General features: G+C 63.6%; 21 protein-coding genes and 1 pseudogene. 6 read left to right on the top strand and 16 right to left on the bottom strand.

From position 1 onward, the window contains the following. From AOQ71_RS22070 to AOQ71_RS22060, 3 genes and pseudogenes are all read right to left on the bottom strand, one after another. Positions 1–2,008: pseudogene (locus AOQ71_RS22070) on the bottom strand (putative bifunctional diguanylate cyclase/phosphodiesterase). A gap of 284 nt (positions 2,009–2,292) precedes the next feature. Next, on the bottom strand, positions 2,293–3,453 hold the full coding sequence (locus AOQ71_RS22065; RefSeq protein ID WP_063958284.1) for a hypothetical protein: 1,161 nt from the start codon (positions 3,451–3,453) through the stop codon (positions 2,293–2,295). Positions 3,454–3,617: 164 nt separating this feature from the next. Next, positions 3,618–3,890, bottom strand: a complete 273-nt coding sequence (locus tag AOQ71_RS22060) for a hypothetical protein (protein WP_057750930.1) — start codon at positions 3,888–3,890, stop codon at positions 3,618–3,620. Positions 3,891–4,161: 271 nt separating this feature from the next. Here AOQ71_RS22060 and AOQ71_RS22055 point away from each other — a divergent pair, with 271 nt between their 5' ends. Continuing rightward, positions 4,162–4,971, top strand: coding sequence for an ABC transporter substrate-binding protein (locus AOQ71_RS22055; RefSeq protein WP_057750927.1), 810 nt, complete (start codon positions 4,162–4,164; stop codon positions 4,969–4,971). On the opposite strand, the gene AOQ71_RS22050 is transcribed toward AOQ71_RS22055, so the two are convergent. From AOQ71_RS22050 to AOQ71_RS22035, 4 genes are all read right to left on the bottom strand, one after another. After that, the gene (locus tag AOQ71_RS22050; RefSeq protein ID WP_057750924.1) at positions 4,945–5,643 is read right to left on the bottom strand and encodes an ABC transporter permease; all 699 of its coding nucleotides are present in this window, start codon (positions 5,641–5,643) and stop codon (positions 4,945–4,947) included. The genes AOQ71_RS22055 and AOQ71_RS22050 overlap by 27 nt on opposite strands. A gap of 126 nt (positions 5,644–5,769) precedes the next feature. Beyond that, complete coding sequence (locus tag AOQ71_RS22045) at positions 5,770–6,453, bottom strand: aquaporin (protein WP_057750921.1); 684 nt, start codon at positions 6,451–6,453, stop codon at positions 5,770–5,772. Beyond that, positions 6,453–6,863 (bottom strand): arsenate reductase (glutaredoxin), encoded by a 411-nt coding sequence (gene arsC, locus AOQ71_RS22040; protein ID WP_057750918.1) that lies wholly within the window; start codon positions 6,861–6,863, stop codon positions 6,453–6,455. The genes AOQ71_RS22045 and arsC overlap by 1 nt, the downstream gene beginning before the upstream one ends. 91 nt (positions 6,864–6,954) lie before the next feature. Continuing rightward, complete coding sequence (locus tag AOQ71_RS22035; RefSeq protein ID WP_057750915.1) at positions 6,955–7,299, bottom strand: ArsR/SmtB family transcription factor; 345 nt, start codon at positions 7,297–7,299, stop codon at positions 6,955–6,957. Positions 7,300–7,479: 180 nt separating this feature from the next. Here AOQ71_RS22035 and AOQ71_RS22030 point away from each other — a divergent pair, with 180 nt between their 5' ends. The 4 genes from AOQ71_RS22030 to AOQ71_RS50345 all read left to right on the top strand — a co-directional run bounded on the left by AOQ71_RS22030 (position 7,480) and on the right by AOQ71_RS50345 (position 11,212). Next, positions 7,480–8,901, top strand: coding sequence for a carbohydrate porin (locus tag AOQ71_RS22030; RefSeq protein ID WP_083514399.1), 1,422 nt, complete (start codon positions 7,480–7,482; stop codon positions 8,899–8,901). Between the two features lie 256 nt (positions 8,902–9,157). After that, on the top strand, positions 9,158–10,009 hold the full coding sequence (locus AOQ71_RS22025; RefSeq protein WP_057750913.1) for a 3-hydroxybutyryl-CoA dehydrogenase: 852 nt from the start codon (positions 9,158–9,160) through the stop codon (positions 10,007–10,009). A 284-nt stretch (positions 10,010–10,293) separates the two neighbouring features. Then, on the top strand, positions 10,294–10,758 hold the full coding sequence (locus AOQ71_RS22020; RefSeq protein WP_057750911.1) for a group III truncated hemoglobin: 465 nt from the start codon (positions 10,294–10,296) through the stop codon (positions 10,756–10,758). A gap of 259 nt (positions 10,759–11,017) precedes the next feature. Then, positions 11,018–11,212 (top strand): hypothetical protein, encoded by a 195-nt coding sequence (locus tag AOQ71_RS50345; protein WP_430648642.1) that lies wholly within the window; start codon positions 11,018–11,020, stop codon positions 11,210–11,212. 114 nt (positions 11,213–11,326) lie between these two features. Here the strand turns inward: AOQ71_RS50345 and AOQ71_RS22010 are convergent, their stop codons facing one another. From AOQ71_RS22010 to xoxF5, 7 genes are all read right to left on the bottom strand, one after another. Continuing rightward, the gene (locus tag AOQ71_RS22010) at positions 11,327–11,590 is read right to left on the bottom strand and encodes a hypothetical protein (protein ID WP_057750905.1); all 264 of its coding nucleotides are present in this window, start codon (positions 11,588–11,590) and stop codon (positions 11,327–11,329) included. Positions 11,591–11,644: 54 nt separating this feature from the next. Further along, entirely contained in the window at positions 11,645–13,957 is a 2,313-nt protein-coding gene (locus tag AOQ71_RS22005; protein ID WP_057750902.1) for a xanthine dehydrogenase family protein molybdopterin-binding subunit, read from the bottom strand. Position 13,958: 1 nt separating this feature from the next. Further along, entirely contained in the window at positions 13,959–14,411 is a 453-nt protein-coding gene (locus tag AOQ71_RS22000) for a (2Fe-2S)-binding protein (protein WP_057750899.1), read from the bottom strand. A 610-nt stretch (positions 14,412–15,021) separates the two neighbouring features. After that, positions 15,022–15,585, bottom strand: coding sequence for an S-(hydroxymethyl)glutathione synthase (gene gfa / locus AOQ71_RS21995; protein ID WP_057750896.1), 564 nt, complete (start codon positions 15,583–15,585; stop codon positions 15,022–15,024). 30 nt (positions 15,586–15,615) lie between these two features. Beyond that, the gene (locus AOQ71_RS21990) at positions 15,616–16,725 is read right to left on the bottom strand and encodes an S-(hydroxymethyl)glutathione dehydrogenase/class III alcohol dehydrogenase (RefSeq protein WP_057750893.1); all 1,110 of its coding nucleotides are present in this window, start codon (positions 16,723–16,725) and stop codon (positions 15,616–15,618) included. A 61-nt stretch (positions 16,726–16,786) separates the two neighbouring features. Further along, a complete protein-coding gene (locus AOQ71_RS21985) occupies positions 16,787–17,275 on the bottom strand; it encodes a c-type cytochrome, methanol metabolism-related (RefSeq protein ID WP_057750890.1) in 489 nt (162 codons plus the stop codon). A gap of 112 nt (positions 17,276–17,387) precedes the next feature. Continuing rightward, a complete protein-coding gene (xoxF5, locus tag AOQ71_RS21980; RefSeq protein WP_057750887.1) occupies positions 17,388–19,190 on the bottom strand; it encodes a lanthanide-dependent methanol dehydrogenase XoxF5 in 1,803 nt (600 codons plus the stop codon). 512 nt (positions 19,191–19,702) lie between these two features. Here xoxF5 and AOQ71_RS21975 point away from each other — a divergent pair. Then, positions 19,703–20,671, top strand: a complete 969-nt coding sequence (locus AOQ71_RS21975; RefSeq protein WP_057750883.1) for a helix-turn-helix domain-containing protein — start codon at positions 19,703–19,705, stop codon at positions 20,669–20,671. A 10-nt stretch (positions 20,672–20,681) separates the two neighbouring features. Here AOQ71_RS21975 and AOQ71_RS21970 read toward each other — a convergent pair whose 3' ends face one another. Beyond that, on the bottom strand, positions 20,682–21,107 hold the full coding sequence (locus tag AOQ71_RS21970) for a hypothetical protein (protein WP_057750882.1): 426 nt from the start codon (positions 21,105–21,107) through the stop codon (positions 20,682–20,684). A gap of 94 nt (positions 21,108–21,201) precedes the next feature. Then, positions 21,202–22,024 (bottom strand): substrate-binding periplasmic protein (locus AOQ71_RS21965; protein WP_057750879.1); only part of this gene is annotated, 823 nt, incomplete at its 5' end.

Here is a 22,024-nt window from a genome sequence, read left to right as displayed (position 1 = left end):
TCAGGCCACGACCTTGGTTGCGCCATGGTCCAGCCGCTCGCGCTCGTTGGCGAGATAGTCCCCGATCGCCGCGCCCGGCATGGGCTTTGCGAAGTAATAGCCCTGCACGAAGTCGCAACCGAGGCGGCGCAGGGCGTCGAGCTGGGCGCGGGTTTCGACACCCTCGACCACGCAGGCGATCTCCATGTCGTCGCACAGGCCGGGTCAGCGATTTGATGATCTTGTGGCTCACGGGATTGTCGTTGATGTCGGCGACGAAGCTGCGGTCGATCTTGAGCTTGTCGAGCGGCAGGCGATGCACGTGGCTCAGCGAGGAATAGCCGGTGCCGAAATCATCCAGCGAAATGCCGCAGCCCATCGCCTTCAGCGCCGCGATCGACTGTTCGGCGCGCGCGAAGTCGAAGGTCACGGCGGTCTCAGTTATCTCGAAGTCGAGCCGGCGCGGCGGCACGCCGCTGTTCTCGATGATGGCGATCAGCGGCAGGATGCCGTCGGGCGAGCAGATGTCGTGGGCCGAGAGGTTGAACGACAGACGGGTATGGTCTGGCCAGGTCCCGGCGGCCGCCAGCGCGCGCACCAGCAGCGCCTGCGTCAGCGGCCGGATCAGGCCGATGCGCTCGGCGGCGGGGATGAAGTCGGCCGGCGAGACCCGGCCGAGGCGGGGACTCTGCCAGCGCGCCAGCGCCTCGAAGCCCGCGGTATGCTCGCTCATGGCGTCGACGATCGGCTGGAACACCAGGTCCATCTCGGCGCTGAAATCGGCCGTGCGCAGCAGGGTCTCGATCACGCCGCGGCTGCGGATCTCGGCCTCGTGCTCGCTCGAGAAGATCACGGTACGGCCGCGCAGATGACGCTTGGCGTGGTAGAGCGAATAATCGGCGCATTCATACAGCGCTTCCGCCGTCGGCGCCGAGCGCGGGTAGAGCGCAAAGCCGATCGAGCACGACAGGCCGGTATGGGCGGTGTCGAGCTGGTAGGGCAGCTTGACCAGCTCGCAGATGCGTTCGCCGAGCCGCTCGAGGTCGGCATCCTCGGTGTCGCCGCAGACGACGAGACCGAACTCGTCGCCGCCGAGGCGGGCGAACTCCACCCGCTGCGGGCCGAAGCCTTCGCAGACATCGCGGATGCGACGGCCGGCCTCGATCAACACGCGGTCGCCGACCGAATGGCCGTAATTGTCGTTGATCGGCTTGAAGCCGTCGAGATCGATGATGCCGACCGCAACGCTCACGTGCCTGCGCTCGGCGTCACTGAAGGCGCTCGACAGCTCGGCGAAGAAACGGCGGCGGTTCGGCAGCTCTGTGAGGGAATCCAGATTGGCGAGACGGAAGTTCTCGTCCGACAGCTCCTGCGTCGCCGCCTGCTGCACCAGCAGCGATTTGCGGCTGGCGACGAGATCGGCGAAGTCGCGATAATAGATGAACAGCACCGTCACCATGGCGCCGGAGACCAGGAGATTGTTGACCGCGATCGCCTTCAGCGTCGGTTCGCCCGTGGCCCAGAAGAACAGCACGTAGGGCACGTCGACGACCAGCGTCACGATCAACCCTGCCGAGCGCAGATGCATCAGCGAGAAGATGCAGCCGATCACGGTCACGGCCATGTAGAAGGCGACCTGGCTCTTGGCGAAGGCATCGCCATAGGGGTAGAGCGCGAACGACCAGGCGGTGAAGCCGGCGCCGATCGGCAGCGCCATCCAATTGGTGGCGCGCAGATTGCGCAGGATGTCGGCATCGCTGCGGACGAGATGGCGCTGGCTCAGCCACCACAAGGTGCGAAGCGCGGCGAGCACCGTCAGCAGGCTCGGCACGATCATCGTCAGCCAGTCCGGGGCGACGTTGACGTAGGTATAGGCCACCGCGATCGTGTTGCTGATCAGGATGAAGTAGAGCAGCGGGATCTGCTTGGAGAAAGCGTCGAACTGCGCGCGCGTCAGGTCCGGGTCGTCAGACACGCGAAACAGCCTCGTCGCGGCGGCGAAACAGGCTCTCAAATCGACGGCAGGCATAGCAATACGCGCCCCCAAAACCCTTCAAAAACGAAGATGAGCTTGTACGGCGGGGGTAAAGAGCGCGTTAGATCGGTTCCCTCCGGGAACTCTCGTTCTGGTTGCGTGTGGCTTTTGGACCGGCGGGGNGGCGATATTAAGGATGTGAGCCGCAAGCGACCCGCGTCTGGCGGCAGCTCGGCCGAAATCGATCGGCTACGTTCTGGTAACCATAGCGTCCTCGGCCGCGTGGCGCGCACCGATGTCGCGGCGGTCAGCGTTGCGTCATCGCAGGCGGACAAGGATCAGGCGAGCGCGGCGTGGCGTTCCCGCACTGGCTCACGGCCGCGATCGGCGCTGCGCGGTTCGGCGAGCCGGGTAAAGCTGCGCTGGCCGGCCTGCACGGGCGCCTCGACGATGACGCCTTCGCACACGATCTGCCCGCCGAGCATCTTGAATTCGAGCTTGTCGTAACGCGGCATCGTCCCGCCCGGCTCGGGCGGCAGCAGTCCGATGCGGCCCTGGATGTTGAGCGTTGCATCGCCGGTGCCATGCAGCCGGGGATTCCACATCCTGATCCCGGTCTCGGCCCAACGTTGCCGGATCAGCGCGGTGCGATCGGCGGGCTCGACGATCTTCGCGCGAGGCTTCTTCGGAGCGGGCGCCCGAGGCGGCTCGACCTCTGCGGCGACGACGGGTGCGTCTGCGATCGTCTTCTCAGCGACGTCGGCCGCGATGGGTGCGGGATCGGCTGCGACGCGCGGCTCGATCTCCATCACGACACCACGAGCGGGCTCGTTGTCGATCCTGACCTCGGTGACGGCAGGCGCCGCGACGTCGACCCGGACGGCGGGCGTCGCGTCGACGGCTTCGATCTCCCCGGAAGCGATGGATACGGGGTCGTATTCAAGGATCGGCTCGGAGGCCTCGACCGGAAAGGTCTCGACCTCGACCGGAGAAATAAGAACCTGCCCTGCAACATCGGGCGCAACCTCCGCATCATCGTCCGACGATGCATCGCTGCTGATGACAGGCTCTTGCGGTTCGATCGCTTCGACTTCGGCGGATGAGGCCTGCGCCTCTTCCACGGGTTCGGGTTCGGCGTTCGCCAGCAATTCTACGGGCAGGTCGCTGCTGACGACAGGCTCGGGAGCATCGACGGCTTCGACCTCGGCGGATGAGGCCTCTTCCACGACGTCGAGCTCAACGCTCGCTACGAGTTCCGCCGGGGGATCGCTGCTGATGGGTTCGGGCGCGGCTTCGGCGTACGTCTGCAGGGATGAATCCTCGCTGACGTTCGTCTCGACGGTCGGAGCGGCTTCTTCGATCGCGGTAACAATCGGCTGCTCATCCGCAGCGCTCGGCGTTAACTCGATGCTGCCGCCCTGCAACTCGATGCTGCCGCCCTGCGGCGCGGGCCGAAGCCGGTTGAAGGCCCATTTCACCGCAGGAATGCGGCTTAGCAACGATATCAGTCTCGAAAGCACTGGGAGTTGTCCAAGAGGTACTCAGGGCCGTGGGCTTCAGCTGATTCGCCAGCAATGTGAAAAACTGCCCCGGCCGTCACGCCCCTGTCAATTGAGGCGGGACCAATTGCAGAACATCTGCACAGCCCCGCACGCCATTCCGTTCATTCGAAATGCATCGATGCAAGCGGATCCGCGTCGTGATCCGGCAGATGCGACGACGCAAACGGCATGACAGCGTGCGCCGCTTTGCGGCCGTGCGGATGCGCCAGCGCATGCTTGCGGAGCGGCGCCATGGTCAGTGCTTCATAGTCCGTGGCTTCGCCGCCCCAGGCGCAGTCGATGCTTGAGGACTGTCCGGGCCAGGCCTGCGCCGGGGCCGCGATCGCGAGCGACACCATGATCCGGAAGGCGGCGATGATGTTCGTCTTTGCCATGGGGGACTCCAAACTGTTCTATCCCTAGGGATCGTTCGGAACGTGCGATATTCCGCGCTGCCACGTGATCGCGGGACTGATCACGCGACGTTCAACCGTCGTGAGGCAGGCGTGAAGCGCCCGCCAACGCTGCTGCCAGGCACTCCGCCCTCATCCTGAGGGCCCGCCGGAGGCGGGCGTCTCGAAGGATGTGCGGCAGGAGCCTAATGTCGGGCTTTCCGGCGTCATCATCTCCGGTTAATGGGAATCATCTGGAAGTGAGGACGATGTCATGAAGAAGCTTGCCGCCGTCGCAGCGGCTCTGATCTGGTCGACATGCGCAATGGCAGAGGACCGCAGCATCACCGTGGCCTCGACGACGTCGACGGAGCAGTCCGGCTTGTTCGGTTATCTGCTGCCGCTGTTTACGAGGGCGGAGGGAATCCAGGTGAAGGTCGTTGCGGTCGGCACCGGCCAGGCGCTCGATATCGGCCGGCGCGGCGATGCCGATGTGGTGTTCGTCCATGACAAGTCGGCCGAAGACAAGTTCATGTCGGAAGGGCACGGCGTGAAGCGCTTCGACGTCATGTACAATGATTTCATCATCGTCGGCCCGAACAGCGACCCCGCAAGGATCGCGGGCGACAAGGACGTCGCCGACGCGCTGCGCAAGATCGCAGCTGCGAAAGCCACGTTCATCTCGCGCGGCGACAAGTCCGGCACGCATGCCGCCGAGCTGCGGCTGTGGAAAGAAGCGGGCATCGAGCCGGCCACCGGCAAGGACAGCTGGTATCGCGAGATCGGCCAGGGCATGGGCCCGGCGCTGAACATGGCATCCTCGTCGAATGCCTATCTACTCTCAGACCGCGGCACCTGGCTGTCGTTCAAGAACAGAGGCGAGCTTGCGATCCTGACCGAGGGCGACAAGCGGCTGTTCAACCAGTACGGCGTCATGCTGGTCAACCCGGACAAGCATCCGAATGTGAAGGCCAAGGACGGGCAGGCCTTTATCGACTGGCTGATCTCGCCGAGGGGACAGGATGCGATCGCCGGATACAAGATCGGCGGCGAGCAGCTATTTTTCCCCAACGCGTCCCACTAGCAGGAAGGCGACGGTCGACACGGCGACGCTGAGCGCGAGCAGGATCAAGCCTAGGCCGAGCGCCAGCGGCAGGTCGCCCTTGCTGGTCTCCAGCGCAATCGCCGTCGTCATCGTGCGGGTAAAGCCGCTTATGTTGCCGCCGACGATGATGATGGCGCCGACCTCGGCGATGGCACGTCCGAACGCGGCGAGGAAGGCCGTCAGCAGCGAGGTCCGGCCGAGCGCGAACAACAGGCCGATGCTGCGCAGCGTCGAGAGCCCGTCGATCAGCGCGAGGTCGCCATATTCGGCCCATAGCAGGCTTGCGGGCCGGTGCACCAGCGCAACCACGATTGGCGTTGCCAGCAGCGTCTGCGCGATCACCATGGCTGTGGGCGTGAATAGCAGGCCGGCAGCGCCGAGCGGGCCGGAGCGCGACAGCAGAAGATAAAGCGCGAGCCCGACCACGACCGGCGGCAGGCCGAGCAGCGCGTTGGTCAGCACGATAATGACCTGTCGGCCGCGAAAGCGCGTGATCGCCAGCAAAGCGCCGAACGGCGCACCGATCAGCAGCGCGATCATGCCGGCTGTCAGGCTGACGCGCACCGACAGCGCGACGATGCCGAGAAGCTCGGGATCGCCTTCACCGATCAGCGTGAATGCGGCAACGATGGATCGCGCGAAATCGTTCATCCGGCCTGATGCCTCAGGGCCGGGTGCAGTGGTCGATAGTGCGGCTGCGAAGTTGCGTCACGCTGGTCCCTGACGTTCATGCCATCAGTTACAGAATACCCGGCACGAGCGGTTTGGAAACTCCAATCATTCACGCCGCGCGCTTGCGCTTGCTCCGCCCCACAGCCAGCTTGCAAGCGGAAGGGCGAGGATCGCCCCGATGAGCTGCGCGGAAATGAAGGCCGGCACGCCATGCGGCGCGATGCCTGCAAACGTATCGGACAGCGATCGGGCGATGGTGACGGCGGGATTGGCGAATGATGTCGAGGCCGTGAACCAATAGGCCGATGTGATGTAGAGGCCGACCGCATAGGGAACGGCAGCCGAGGCTTTCGATGCGACGCCAAAGATCGTCAGCAGCAGGCCGAAGGTTGCGACGGCCTCGGCGAGCCATTGTCCCGCGCCGCTGCGTTCCGTCAACGAAATCTGAAGGACGGCAAGCCCGAACATCAGATGAGCGATCCACACGCCGATGATCGCGCCCGATATCTGAGCAGCGATATAGATCGCCGAATCAATCCAGCCCGTCTCGCCCCGCAGGGCCAAGGCCAGCGTTACCGCCGGATTGAAATGCGCGCCCGAGATGGGCGCAAACATCAGGATCAGCACGACGAGGATGGCGCCGGTGGGAAGCGTATTGCAGAGCAGCGCCAGCGCCACGTTTCCGCCGGCAAGCTTCTGGGCCATGATGCCCGAGCCGACCACCGCGGCGAGCAGGAACGCCGTTCCCAGCCATTCGGCAAATGCGCGCTGTGCAAGACGCGGCGTCATCAGGCGCCGCGGTCCAGCCTGATACGCTCGCCGTCTTCCTTGACGAATTCGCCGTGCTGAGGCGGCAGAAGCTCCAGCACCTCCTCGGAGGGCCGACAGAGTTTTACGCCCATCGGCGTCACCACGATCGGCCGATTGATCAGGATCGGATGCGCCATCATGGCGTCGAGCAACTGGTCGTCGGTCAGGCCAGCGTTGTCCAGCCCAAGCTCGGCATAGGGCGTGCCCTTTTCGCGCAGCAGCTCGCGCACCGAAAGGCCCATGCGCACGACGAGCTGCCGCAGCAGCGCGCGCGACGGCGGCGTCTTGAGATATTCGATCACGTGCGGCTCGATGCCGGCGTGCCTGATCATGGCGAGCGTGTTGCGCGAGGTGCCGCAGGCGGGGTTGTGGTAGATGATCACGTCCATTGCCGAAACCCTCAACAGCAGGCCAATGTCTGCTTGTGCGCAACGTCGTCGACGGACACGTGAACGTGCAGGCGCTTCATGGTCTGTCCTTTCAGGCTGGAGTCTTGCTGCGCTTTCGCGCGGGTTTCGAAGACGGGGCGGATGCGCATGACACGCCGCCGCAGCAGTTTTCCGTGAGGAAGCCGACCAGCGCGTTCATGGTCTCGAACCGCGCCGCATAGATCATCGAGCGTCCCTCGCGCCGCACCGTGACAAGGCCGGCCATGCGCAGCCGGTCGAAGTGAAACGTCAACGTGTTTGGCGCGAGCTCCAGCGCTTCGGCGATCGCACCTGCGGTCATGCCGTCGGGGCCGGCCTGAACCAGCAAACGGTAGACGTCGAGACGATTGTCCTGCGCCAGCGCCGCGAGCGCCGTGACAGCATCTGTCTTTTCCATATTTCAACGATTATTGAAATAATAACAAATGTCAATTGAATTTCGCACGACTTGTCTCGACGCCACCGATCGCGGCGAACGCGTGGACGAGCGTATACTTTTGAACACTCGCAGACGGTAAGGTTCCCTGAAGAGGTTGTTCTTGAATCTGTGTCTCGAACGTGTCCCACTCAGCGTGGGATGAGCGGATCTCGATCGACATCAAGTGCAGCTTTGCGAATTCTGGCAGCCATCGTGGCTGGCGGATATCTGCTGGCGGGCGTCCAGGCCCTGGCCCAGGAAGACAAGAAGACCGACGATGACAAGCCGGCCGATCCGGATACGGGCGAGAGTACGGTTGAGGAGAAAACCCTCGGCCTGTTGCCGAACCCGCTGCAGAAATATGGGGTGAAGTTCGCGGCGACTTACATCGGAGAGGTGCTGGGCAACACCTCCGGCGGCGTCAGGCAGGGCGCGATCTACGAGGGTCGTCTGAATCTCGCCGTCGATGCCGACCTCGACAAGCTTGCCGGCCTCGACAAGCTGACCTTTCACGCCAACATGTTCCAGATCCACGGGGGCGGCCTGTCGCGCGATAATCTGCAGAACTTCTTCGTCGTGAGCGGGATCGAGGCGCTGCCATCGACCCGGCTCTACGAGGCCTATTTCGAGAAGCAGTGGGGTGAGAAGAAGGTCTCGCTGAAGCTCGGCCAGCTCGCGGCCGACAGCGAATTCTTCAACACCAAATACACCGACGTCCTCACCAACGCCTCGATGGGCTGGCCGGCGATCACCTCGCTCGACCTGCCGAGCGGCGGCCCGTCGCCACCGCTGGCTGCGATGGGCGCGCGGCTTCTCGTCAACGTCACCGACCAGCTCACCGTCCTCGGCGGAATCTTCGACGGCGACCAGGCGGGGCCCGGGCCGGGCGATCCCCAGCAACGCAATCGCTACGGCGTCAATTTCCGCGTCAACGATCCGCCACTGCTTCTGGGCCAGATTCAGTACGCCTGGAACAACAAGAAGGGCGATCCCAATCTTGCGGGCCAGATCAAGTTCGGGGGCTGGCGTCATTTGGGCGCATTCGCCGATCAGCGATTTGCGTCCAACGGTGTATCGCTCGCAGCGCCCGCGAGCAGCGGCGCGCCGATGTTGCTGTCCGGCGATATCGGCGGCTGGGCCGTCTTCGAGCAGCAGCTCTATCGCGTGCCTCACAGTGACGATCGCGGCATCGGCGTCTTTGTTCGCGCTTCCGGCGCGCCGTCCGATCGCAACCTGATTGATCTCTATGCCGATGGTGGCGTCGAGTTCGTCGGTCTCGACGGGCGGCGTCCGGACGACAAGTTCGGGATCGCTGTGGGCTACGCCCATGTGTCGAAGCGCGCCCAGGCGCTTGACGCGGACTATCGGGCCCTGGTCGCGCCGGATTGGCCGGTCCGCAGTTCTGAAGGACTGCTCACCGCCGTCTATCAATATCAAATCAGGGATGGCTGGACGGTTCAGCCGAATTTCCAATACATCATTCATCCCGGCGGCGGCGCAACGCTGCCGTCCGGCCCGCTCGCCGGCAAGGCGCTGCGAAACGCATCGGTGTTCGGGCTGCGGACCACGCTGAAATTCTAGGCGCGCTCACGAGCGCCCGGCCTTTCCTGCGCCCTCGGCAATTCCAGGGGGCGAAACCGGCCGCAAAAACTCGGGCCGATCGGGCCGCGAAACCGCGAAATCATGCCTCGTCGAGGAGGAAAGGCGGCTTTATTCTCGCCCCGGATGCGCTAAGGAAGAGGCTGGATGCGGTGCAGCAGGAGAGGCGCCGCGGCTCGAAATTCATCCAACCGGGCGCGCCACCATAGGCCGGGCCCGCTCAACGAGAGGACATTCCATGATCAATACCGTTGGCATCATCGGAGCAGGCACCATGGGCAACGGCATCGCCCAGGTCTGCGCCGCGGCCGGGTTGTCGGTCGTGATGGTCGATATCTCCGATGCGGCGGTGAACCGCGGCATCTCGACCGTCGGCGGCAGCCTCGAGCGCCTGGTCAAGAAAGAGAAGATCTCGGCGGCCAATCGCGAGGCGACGCTCAAGCGCATCACCGGCACCACTGATCGGGCCAAGCTGGCCGATTGTGATCTCGTCATCGAGGCCGCGACCGAAAACGAAGAGCTGAAGGTCAAGATCCTGAAGGACCTCTGCGCCACGCTGTCGCCGCGCACGCTGGTTGCGACCAACACCTCGTCGATCTCGATCACCAAGCTCGCCGCCGCGACCGATCGCCCGGATCGATTCATCGGGATGCATTTCTTCAACCCGGTTCCGGTCATGCAGCTGCTGGAACTCATCCGCGGCCTACAGACCTCCGACGACACCCACGCCAAGGCGCTCGACTTCGCCCAGCGCGTCGGCAAGGTGGCCATCACCGCGAAGAACAGCCCCGGCTTCGCCGTCAACCGCATCCTGTGCCCGATGATCAACGAGGCGATCTTCGCGCTCCAGGAGGGCATCGCGACCGCGGAAGAAATCGATGCCGGCATGAAGCTCGGCTGCAACCATCCGATCGGGCCACTGGCGCTGGCCGATCTGGTCGGCCTCGACACCATGCTGTCGGTGATGGAGGTCTTTTATAAGGGCTTCAACGATCCCAAATATCGTCCGGCCCCCTTGCTCAGGGAAATGGTCGATGCCGGCCATCTCGGCCGCAAGACCGGGCAGGGCTTTTACAGCTACGGCGCGTGAGCTCGTCGTCGCTACAAAGACGATGCCGTAGGGTGGGTTAGCTCAGCGGCTGCGCGAAGCGCAGTCGTTGAGTGTAACCCACCAACTGCGGTCCGCATGTGCAGAAGCATGGTGGGTTACGGCTTCGCCTAACCCTCCCTACGATACTGATCAAGGAGCGGGCGCCGGCCGAAATGCCTGCCGCTCTACCCGCATTTGCGCCAGGACAAAGACGTCGCGCGCATCTGGCCCGACAATGTCGAACGGGCGGATCGCGGGAACCACGAAACGGAAAACGAAAGACAATGTCGGATCGACTGAAGGCCGAGCGCGAGGCGGCGGCCGCGCGGCGGAACCTCTTGACCCAGGATGCGATCGAGCGCACCGGGATCACCGAGGAAATGATCGGGGAACTCGTGACCCGTTTCTACGGCCGCGTCCGTGAGGACGCGTTGCTTGGGCCTGTCTTCGCGATCGTGCAGAATTGGGACGAGCATCTCGCCAAGCTCAAGGACTTCTGGTCCTCGGTGGTGCTGATGAGCGGTCGCTACCACGGCTCGCCGATGCGGGCGCATATGCCGCTGAGTCTCGTCGGCGATCATTTCGACCGTTGGCTCGATCTGTTCGAGCAGACCGCGCGCGAGGTCTGTCCGCCGCCGGCAGCCGGCCTGTTCATCGACAGGGCACGTCGTATCGCCGACAGCTTTGAGATGGCTTCGGCGACGATCGCCGGTCGCATCGCCGCGCCGCGCCACGTGCTTAGGTCCTGAAATACAGAATGCCTGCTCGATCGACGTACAGTTGAATCGCAGTTGCATCGCGCTGCTCACGGCGCGTCGCACCAATTCCCGCATCATCGGTCTGATCTGCAAAATCATCATGCCGGTCGCGTGGCATGATGTTGCAACGGCAAAACGCTTTTGAATGCGTACAATCGTGTTCGCTCAAAGCGAGCAAAGCCATATTGATGCATTGCGGCGCCAATTCTTCGCCTTCATTTCGGCAGAGTTCCAGCGCCTGCTAGCGTGCATGTCGTATTCATCATCCAGCATCGCATCGTCACCGCAGAAGGGCGATTTGCCCGTTCTCTCCGAAGGCGACAAGGAAGGTCAGTCCGTCAAGCCGGACGATCTCAAGCTGGGCGGTCCTCCGGTTCGCGCCTGGCCGAAGGATCCAAAGACCTCTGTCTTCCGCAGCGGCTCACGCCTGAACCAGGCGGCGTGATCTGGGTGTTCGCGCTGAAGAAATAAGCTCCGCAGGCGGATCGAGAGACGCGGAGCGACAAGGGGGCAAATGCGGCGGACGGCAACGTCCGCCGCATTTTGCGCGGGCTCGGAGCTACTTCCCCTCGCGCTCGACCTTATCCTTGGCTTTCTGATTCATCTCCCGGACCTTCGGGTCGCTGGGCGTCTGCCCGGTCGTCTGGGTGGTCGAGGCGGGTGGGGCGCTGGCGTTGGGCAGCGAGCTCTGGTTCGGCGCGGTCGGGCGCGTCGCCGTGGTCGGCGGCGTGGTGGTGCTGCTCTGCGCGAACGCCGCGGCAGCGGTCAAAAGAAAGGCGCTCGACAGCACCGGGACTGCGAGCGCCCTTGGAATGTTGGCCATCGATCTGCTCCCTGTCAGATCGATGAGAAACGGCCCGAGGCCGCTTCTGTTCCGTTACGCCTCCAGTTGCTTGCCGATCGGAAGCGCGCGGATGCGCTTACCGGTCGCCGCGAAGATCGCGTTCATCAGCGCCGGCGCGAACGGCGGTACGCCGGGCTCGCCGACGCCGCTCGGCGGCGTGTCAGGTCCCGGCGGCACGATGTGGACGTTGGTCACGGCAGGGGATTCATCCATCCTGATGACCTGGAAGTCGTCAAAATTCTTCTGCTCCACCTTGCCGTCCTTGAAGGTGACGGCGCCATATTTGGCGAGGCTCAGGCCCATGATCGCGGCGCCCTCGATCTGCGAGGCGATGCGCTCCGGGTTGACATAGGTGCCGCAGTCGATCGCGGTGTCGACCCGCGGCACCGTCAGCTTGCCCTTCTCGTCGACGGCCACCTCGACGATGGTCGCGATATAGCTGACGAAGCTGCGGTGCACGGCGATGCCGAGCCCGTGGCCCTTCGGGACCTGGCGGCCCCATTCGCCCTTCTCGGCAACCAGCTCGACCACCTTGCGCAGGCGCGCGGTGTCGATCGGGTAGCTGTCATAGGGCTCGCCGTAGTTCCAGAGGTCCTTGACATTGGGCTTGACGATGCGCGGGCTGCCGATCAGCGCGAGCAGCGTCTCCTTCTGGTCGCGGCCGGTCGCATTGGCGATCTCGCCGACCATGGACTGCACCGCGAAGGCGCGCGGGATGTTCGAGACCGATCGGAACCAGCCGATGCGAGTGAACGCCGCAGCTTCCGGATTCTCGCAGGAGATATTGGCGATCTCGAACGGCATGTCGACGAGACCCATGCCAAGCTCGAACGACGCCGCATGGTTGGCACCCGCCGCGAAGGTCGAGGCGATGGTCGGCGCCACGCTGCGGTGACGCCAGGCGATCACCTTGCCGTCCTTGTCGAGGCCGGCCTCGATCCGCTCCACCGAGACGGTGTGCAGGAAGTCGTGATGGAGGTCGTCCTCGCGCGTCCATTGCACCTTCACCGGTACGCCGAGCTCCTTCGACAACAGCGCAGCCTCCAGCGCAAAGTCGCATTTCGACTTGCGGCCGAAGCCGCCGCCGAGCAGCGTGACATTGACGGTGACATTGGCCTCGGGGATGCCGAGCGTCTTGGCGACATCCTCGCGGGTGCCGCCGGGGCTCTGCACCGGCGCCCAGATCTCCGCCTTGTCGCCCTTGACGTCGGCGACCGCGACCGGCGGCTCCATGCTGGCATGGGCGAGATGCGGCAGATAATATTCGCCTGTTACGACCTTGGCGGCGGTTTTCAACGCGGCGTCAGCGTCACCCTCCTGGCGCACGACGAGGCCCGGCTTGCGCGCGGCCTCCTCGAGCTCCTTGCGGTAGGCGATCGAGTCGTATTTGCCGTTGGCGCCGTCATCCCAGACCAGCTTCAGCGCGTCGCGGCCCTTGATCGCGGCGCCGGTGTTGCGCGCGATCACCGCGACGCCGCCGAGCGGCTGGAATTTCGACGGCCACGGCCAGCCTTGAACCTTCAGCACCTTCTCGACGCCGGGCACTTTCAGCGCCGCGTCCGGATCGAATGAGGTGAGCTTGCCGCCGGTGACCGGCGGACGCGCGATCACGGCGTATTTCATGCCTGGTAGCCGAACGTCGGCGCCGTAGCGGGCCTTGCCGGTGGTGATGTCGTGGAGATCGACGATGCTGACCTGGCCCTTGCCGAGATAGCGGAAATCCCGCCGGTCTTTCAGCTTGAGGCCTTCGACAGCCGGCACCGATTCCTTGGCGGCATCGGCAGCCAGCTCGCCAAAGCCGAGCTTGCGTCCGCTGCTGCTGTGGACGACCTCGTGATTGACCGCCTTGACCTCGGTCGCCGGCACGTTCCAGCGCTTGGCCGCGGCCTGCTCCAGCATGATGCGGGCGGAGGCGCCGATCTGGCGCATCGGCATCAGATAGTGCCGGGTGCTGCGCGAACCGTCAGTATCCTGGTTGCCGAACTTGGCCTCGTCACCATGGGCCTGCTCGACCTTGACCTTGGACCAGTCGGCCTCCATCTCCTCGGCCACGATCAGCGGCAGGCTGGTGCGCACGCCGGTGCCCATCTCGGAGCGGTGAGCGAGGATGGTGACGGTGCCGTCAGGCGCGACAGCGACGAAGACGCGCGGATCGACGACGACGCCATGCGGCATGTTGCCGGCGCCGGTCTCATAGGCAAAGGCCTGGCGCGTCATCACGGGTGCGGCGAGCACGAAGCCGCCGGTGATGCCGAGCCCCTTCAGGATGCTGCGGCGCGAGACCTTCTCGACCTTGATGTTCTTTTCGAAGCCACGGAGCTTGCCGGGATTGTCGATGAAATTCATGTCACACTCCCGTCGACGCGAGGTGGACGGCGTTTTCGATACGCTGGTAGCAGCCGCAGCGGCAGATGTTGCCCGACATCGCCTCGCGGATCTGGTCATGCGATGGCTTGGGATTGTCCATCAGCAGGGCCGCGGCCTGCATGATCTGGCCGGCCTGGCAGAAGCCGCATTGGGGGACGTTGACCTGGCGCCAGGCCTTCTGGACGGGATGATCTCCGCTCGGATGCAGCCCCTCGATCGTGGTAACCTCGCGCCCCGCGACGTCGTTGATCGAGGTGATGCAGGAGCGCACCGCCTCCTTGTCGACGATGACGGTGCAGGCACCGCACAGCGCTTGGCCGCAGCCGAATTTAGTGCCTGTGAGCCCGGCTTCGTCGCGCAGGAACCAGAGTAATGGGAGATCCGGGTCGCCGTCCCAGCTCTGTTCCTGGCCGTTGATCTTCACCTTGATCATGATAGTCCCTCGCTCTTCATAAGCTTGCTGATTTCGACATGGCCGATTTCGATCGGCGCAATGTCCGTAGCGTCGTGTGACCGCATTCCGGCTCGTCATCCCACACGAGCAGGTCCCGGCGGGAAGCTGGAATGCGAATCGTGATGTCCTGATGTGCGCGATACCTCCCGTCTTGTTCTTGTTTGATTGAATTCGTTCGGCATCGTGGCGACGCGAACCGTAGCAGGAAACGCGCCCGACCGGCGTTCACGGCCGGGTGTCCTTGGCGTGAACAGATTGCATCGGGGGTTTGTCAAAAGCAGGGCGCGGCAGCGGCTCGCGCGACGGCGATCGCAAAATCGAAGAGTGAAAAAAGCTTCGTCCGCCAGAGGGACTGGGCGGACGAAGCAGTCGTCCTCAGTCGAGGGAGGGAGAATCGCTGGGCCGCGCTGACTTCAAGACCGAAGAGGGCGGCACCGCGCAGTCATTCAGAGACCAGGACTGAGGGAGCGGAACCCGCTCGTATGCACGAAGCGCATTGGTGGCAGGATGACCGCGATCATCCGAGAGCCGCACCCATCCCGCTCGCTGGCGGACCAGCGAGCGGAAGGGACATCGTCAGTTAGCCTTGTCAGGCGGCCTTGGCCTTCGCCACGTGGGTCGCGATCGCATCCATCAGTGCCGGCGACAGGCAGTCATAGGGCTCGAGCCCGATTTCCTTCAGCCGCGACCGAATGCCGGCCATCTGCTCGGGCTTCACGCCGGATTCGATGACAGAGGAGACGAAGGCGGCGAATTGCGGCGCCTGCCAGCCCTGCTCCTGGAACAGCTCGGGATGGATGAAGTCGAGACCATAGAACGGGTGGTTCTTGTTCTCGATGCGGCCGTACATGTGCGTGCCGCAGGCCTTGCAGGCGTGGCGTTGGATCACCGCGGAGGGATCCACCACCTGGAGCTTGTCGCCGTTCTCAAGCACGGTGACGTTCTGGCGCGGCACCACGGCGACGACCGAGAAGGTCGCGCCCTGCGGCTTCCAGCACTTGGTGCAGCCGCAGGCATGGTTGTGGGCGACGTCGCCCTTGACGCCGACCTTGACCTGATGATCGCTGCATTTGCAGACGAGCGTGCCGCCGGCAAAGTGCCCGGTACCTTGTTTGACGCCGTTGTCGATCGATGGGTGGAGTGCAACAGTCATGGGTCGATCCTCCTTGGGGTGACGCTTGAGCTAGAACACGACGACTGAACGAATCGATTTGCCCTCATGCATCAGGTCGAAGCCCCTGTTGATGTCTTCGAGCTTGAGCGTGTGGGTGATCATCGGATCGATCTGGATCTTTCCGTTCATGTACCAGTCGACGATCTTCGGCACGTCAGTGCGGCCGCGGGCGCCGCCGAAGGCGGTGCCGCGCCAGTTGCGGCCGGTGACGAGCTGGAACGGACGGGTGGCGATCTCCTTGCCGGCTTCGGCAACGCCAATGATGATCGAGGTGCCCCAGCCGCGATGGCAGGCTTCCAGCGCCTGGCGCATCACTGTCGTGTTGCCGGTGCAGTCGAAGGTGTAGTCGGCACCGCCGTCGGTGAGGGTGACGAGATGCGGGACGATGTCGCCGGTGAGCTTCTTCGGATTGACGAAGTCGGTCATGCCGAACCGGCGGCCCCATTCCTCCTTGGAGTCGTTGATGTCGACGCCGATGATCTTGTCGGCGCCGGCCATCTTGGCGCCCTGGATCACGTTCAGCCCGATACCGCCGAGGCCGAACACGACGACGTTGGAACCGGGCGTAACCTTCGCGGTGTTCACCACGGCGCCGACGCCGGTGGTGACGCCGCAGCCGATGTAGCAGCTCTTGTCGAACGGCGCGTCCTCGCGGATCTTCGCCACCGCGATCTCCGGCAGCACCGTGAAGTTGGAGAAGGTCGAGCAGCCCATATAGTGGTAGATCGGCTTGCCCTTGTGGGAGAAGCGGCTGGTGCCATCGGGCATCACGCCCTTGCCTTGCGTCGCGCGGATCGCGGTGCAGAGATTGGTCTTCTGGCTCAGGCAGCTTTTGCACTGCCGGCATTCCGGCGTGTAGAGCGGAATGACATGATCGCCCGGCTTCACCGAGGTCACGCCTGCCCCGATCTCGCGGATGATGCCGGCACCCTCGTGACCGAGGATCGACGGGAATATCCCTTCGCTGTCGAAACCGTCGAGCGTATAGGCGTCGGTATGGCAGATGCCCGTCGCCTTGATCTCGACCAGGACTTCGCCGGCCTTCGGCCCTTCCAGATCGACTTCGACGATTTCGAGCGGTTTTTTGGCTTCGAAAGCGACGGCGGCACGTGTCTTCATCGGTAACTCCTCAAATTCTCGCAGGATGCCAAGACGTAAGTCTCAGATCGGCTGCAAACGTTCACTTCTTGCCCATGCACGAGTCTTCATTTTTGGTATAGGCGTCGTTCTTGTCCTCATGCTTGCCGGGACGGGCACGGCCCCAGGCGTCGTTGGAGCGGGCGCGCAGATAGACGTAGAGATCGTCCATGTAGCAGGCGACGTTCGGGTTATCGCCGAAGGCCGGCATGACGTTCTCCGAAGCGGTCGAGATGTTCTTGCGGCCGGAGGCGACAACGCCGAGAAAATCGCCATAGCTCATCGTCTTGAGCGAATCCCTCAGTGCGGGCGCATAGGTCGAGCCCATGCCGTCAGGGCCATGGCACACGTGACAGTCCGAGTGATAGCGGCGGTATCCGGAATAAGTATACCAGTCGACGGAGTCGCCGTTGACCTTGAAGGTCGGATTCCCGTCCTTATCGAGCCATTCGCCAGTTTCGTTCTGCTTGACGGCGGCCGGATCGCCCGAGCCGTCCGCGACAGCAATTCCCCCGGACGCAACGAAGATCATCAGAGCAATGACAGAGCAGGTTTTACGCAAGAGATGTTCCTCGACGGCGTCAGGTGGAGACGAGCCGGCGCGTGGAGGTTGATCCACGCGCCGGAGCGATACTGAACAGAGGCTAGTTGGGCAGCGAGAACACGGTCAGCGTGCCGCCGAGTGCCGTGTAGTTGCTGAGGGCCGCGTAGCCACCGACCGCGCCGAGGCCGGCCGTCGGATCAGTCAGACCTGCTGCCAGACCGATACCGGCCCAGCCGCCGACACCGGAGAGCACTGCGACATACTGCTTGCCGCCGTTCTCATAGGTGGTGACGTTGCCGATGATGCCGGAGGGAGTCTTGAACTTGTAGAGCTCCTTGCCGGTCTTGGCGTCGACCGCCTTCAGATAGCCTTCGAGCGTGCCGTAGAACACCACGCCGCCGGCGGTTGCGAGCGCACCCGACCAGACCGAGAACTGCTCCTTGTTCGACCACACGATCTTGCCGGTCTTGCCGTCCCAGGCGATGAAGTTACCCATGTTGGTATCGCCCTGCGGCGGATACATCGAGAGCGTCGCACCCACATAGGGCTGGCCCGCGGTGTAGCTCACCTTGAACGGTTCGTAGTCCATGCAGACGTGGTTGGTCGGAACGTAGAACAGCTGCGTGTCCGGCGAGTAGGCTGCCGGCTGCTCGTCCTTGGTGCCGAGCGCGGCCGGGCAGATGCCCTTCACGTTGTGGTCCTCACCCGCCTTGTCGGTCGAAGCTGCGTCGAGCACCTTCGGACGGCCATAGGTCGGCGAGTTCTTGTCCATGTCGACGCCGGAGGTCCAGTTCACCTTCGGATCGTACTTCTCGGCGACCAGGAGCTCGCCGGTCGCGCGATCGAGCGTATAGCCGAGGCCGTTACGATCGAAATGCGTCAGCAGCTTGCGGGCCTGGCCGTTGATCGACTGATCCGAGAGGATCATCTCGTTGACGCCGTCATAATCCCATTCGTCATGGGGCGTCATCTGATAGACCCATTTCGCAACGCCTGTATCCGGGTTACGTGCCCAGATCGTCATTGACCATTTGTTGTCGCCGGGGCGCTGCTTCGGATTCCAGGTCGAGGGATTGCCCGATCCGTAATAGATCAGGTTCAGCTCGGGGTCGTAGGAAATCCAGCCCCAGGTGGCGCCGCCGCCGATCTTCCACTGATCGCCTTGCCAGGTCTTCAGGCTCGAATCCTTGCCGACCGGCTTGCCGAGCGCGGTGGTGCTGTCGTTGACCAGGATCTGGTCATCAGGGCCTTCGGAATAACCGCGCCAGGCCAGCTTGCCGGTCTTGATGTCGTAGGCGCTCATGTGGGCCTGAACGCCGAACTCGCCGCCGGAGATACCGATCAGCACCTTGTCCTTGACAACCATCGGGGCCGAGGTGCCGGTCTCGCCCTTGCTCGGGTCGCCGTTCTTGGCGGTCCATTCGACCTGACCGGTCTTGGCGTCGAGCGCGACGAGGGTCGTGTCGGCCTGGTGCAGGAAGATCTTGCCGTCGCCGAATGCGAGCCCGCGGTTGACCGTGTCGCAGCACATCACCGGGATGACGTTCGGATCCTGCTTCGGCTCGTACTTCCAGACGATCTTGTTTTCGTTCGAAAGGTCAATGGCGTAGACCTTGTTCGGGAAAGGCGTATGGACATACATGATGTTGCCGATGATCAGCGGGCCGCCTTCGTGGCCGCGCAACACGCCGGTCGAGAAGGTCCAGGCGACCTGAAGCTTTCCGACATTTTGAGCGTTGATCTGATTGAGCTTGGAGTAGCGGTTGTTGGCGTAATCGCCGGTCGGCATCACCCAGTCCTTCGGGTTCTGCGACATCTTGTTCAGCTCGTCATTGGCCGACGCGTTCCCGACGGCGAGAGCCGCCGCGGAGCCAAGAAAGGTCGCCAGTAGCACCTTGCGCATAGTCATTCCTCCGTTGGTCTCGTTTATTGTTTCCGAAGCATTGCTTAATCGCCGGGCTTCTCGTCCGGCGTCTGCTCGTGCAGGGCGGTCATGCGGGGGACCAGAAACGATGCTGTGCTGTTTCCTCCTCCTGATGAGAGCTGCGGGTCCACGTGCAGGCGCGGCCCGTTCTTTTTGTTCCTGCCGCAATTCCTAACGACTTCGCCAACGGGAAACTTGCCCAAGAGTGAACCCGCTTTGCTCGACAGCGCACGAACGCAAAGTTTTTGATTTTGCGGTAGCGAATTCAGCGGCTTCGGTGCGATGCGGTGCCCTGTTGAACGCTCAGGTTCCCCTTGACGGCGGTGCAACTAAGGCGGAGGATTAATCGTCAAGGTGGCGATGGAACGTGGCGCTCGTTTCAAAAGACCGCCCAAATTTGAGGTAAACGTCACGCGATCAAGGCTGAGGGCTTCAGCAGGCACTGGCCGCGATTCGCATGGGATCTCCTGACAACACCAGTGGCTGGATTAATGTCCGACACAATTCACACGCTCTCGACGACGGGACTGACGCCCAATCGGCAGATCCAGAGTTGGGTCGACGGATTGACGAATCTGTGTGGTCATTTCGACGTCGATCCGCTGGAGGCATCCTCGCTCGAAGGGCGGATCGACTACACGACGGTCTCGCGGCTGAAGCTCTGTCAGATCGAAGTCAGCCAGCATCGCATCGCGCACACGTTCGCGCGGGCCAAGGCCAACGAACATCCGTACATCAAGATCCACTTCCAGACCTATGGCGTGTCCTACTTCGAGCAGGAAGGCCGCCATATCGAGCTGAACCCGGGCGACATCATCGCCTATGACGTCTCCTGTCCGCATTTGATCGTCAGCCCCGCCTTCACGCGCCACGACGTGGTGATCGTGCCCAAAGCGCTTTTGCGCGATCGAGGCTTCCCGTCACAGCGCATGCAGGCCTGCAAGCTGTCGGCGAAGACGGGTACCGGGCGGATCGCCCATGATTTCGTCCATGCCACGTTCGACGAGGCGGCGAAGCTGTCGGCCAACACCGCGGTCGGCGTCGCCGACTCGCTGATCGACCTGCTGCTGCTGCCGCTGCGCGAAGCCGACACGATGTTCGATCGAGTCGGGCCCGAGGCGATGTATGTGCGTGCCCAATTCTTCATCCGCGAGCATCTGCGCGATCCCGATCTGTGCATCGACCAGATTTCCGCCGAGCTCGGCTGTTCCAAGCGCTATCTGCACATGCTGTTCTCGGAGCGCGGCACCACGGTGAGCGACTACATCTGGCAGGCGCGCCTGCAGAACTGCCGTCAGGAGCTCGAAGCCCACGGCGGCAAGACCATCACCGACGTGGCATTCTCCTGGGGCTTCTCCAGCTCATCGCATTTCAGCCGCGTATTCCGGAAATATTTCGGCGTGGTGCCGTCATCGATCCACAAGGCGCAGCAAGGTGCCATCGTGGTAGGCGAAACCTAGGCCAGTCTGCTCAAGTCGAGATGGCTACGTAGGGAATGCTGGTCACGAGCGCCGCGACCAGCATTGCGTTGCAGAGCATTCCGCTCCAATGCAACTGGCGTAGTCGGCGCACGGCCCCAGTGTCGCCGGCATCCCTGGCGCTGAGCTCTTCGTCCATCCGTTGCATGAACCAGCCGCGTCCCCGGATCGCGAGAGCCGCGATCAAGCCGATGCCAGTGGCGAAAAGCGGCCGACCTGCGACGAGGAAAGCCACGGTCGCAAGGACGCCGGTCACAGCCATCATTCTGAATTGGATGTTGAACATCCCGCGCAGCAGCTGCGTGACGGGCGGAATGTCCAGCTTCACCAGCAGGAATGCGGGCGAGGCCAGCAGGAAATAGCCCATCGGAAAAAGCAGGATGACCAGGGCTGCGACGGCGACAGCATCGGGTTTCATGCGCTCGGCCTTTCTCGCCCGGAGCGGAGAAATGCGCCCGGCGACAGCGCGTGATCATAGCCGACCAATGCGTCTGGGACACTAGGCTTTCGACTCACCGCGCAATGATCTTCGTCCAGACATCGCCGAGGATCGCCGGCTCGCGTGGCGGCAGATAGGTCAGGCCGGCCTGCTTGCCGAGTTCGGCAATCCTGCCCTCGGCGGCAAGATCGGACAGAGCCTTGTTGACGGCCTCGATCAAGTCGGGATCGCTGCCAAGTCCGACATAGCCGCGATTGGCGCCGATCGGATAATAATAGCCGGAGGCGGCGATGGCCGTATCAGGATGCGCGGCGCGATGGGCGTCGTAGCGGGCGAGGTCGATCAGGGTCGCGTCGTAATCGCCGCGATTGAGCGCGCCCAGAAGGTCGTCGCGGCCGGGGACGAGATGGCTAATGTTGTCGATCAGCCGTCCCTTGTCGAATGTCATCAGGATGGCATCGCCGAGAGAGCCGCTCTCGATCGCGAGGCGAAGCCCGGCGAGATCGCCGATGTCAGCAATCTTGCGCTCGCGCGCCTTCGGGCCGAGGACGACGGTCATCGGCGAATAGAGGTAAGGTTTGCTCGGCGCCAGCACGCCGAGTGTGACGCGGCGGCGGCGGTCGTCGCGCGTGGCGCCGGCAAAATCCGGCAGGCGCGCCGTTGGCACGCCCGGCTTGACGAGCGAGTCCGTCGTCAGCGCGTAGCCGCCGATCAGGGAGCAGCGCCCGTCGGACAGCAGCGCGTTGGCCTCGAGCTGCGGGCTCGAATCCTCATCCAGTTTGCTCTCGAACCATTGGATTTTGAGCGGCCGTCCCATCCGGTCCGCGATCGCCTGCGCCAGCAGCACGTCGAAGCCTGAGTCCGGCCTGCCCTTGTGATGCGCCGAGAGAGGCGGG

This window comes from Bradyrhizobium manausense (assembly GCF_001440035.1).
GTDB lineage: Bacteria > Pseudomonadota > Alphaproteobacteria > Rhizobiales > Xanthobacteraceae > Bradyrhizobium > Bradyrhizobium manausense.
The sequence above is the reverse complement of the archived record's forward strand: the minus strand, read 5'-3'. Positions and strand labels throughout refer to the sequence as shown.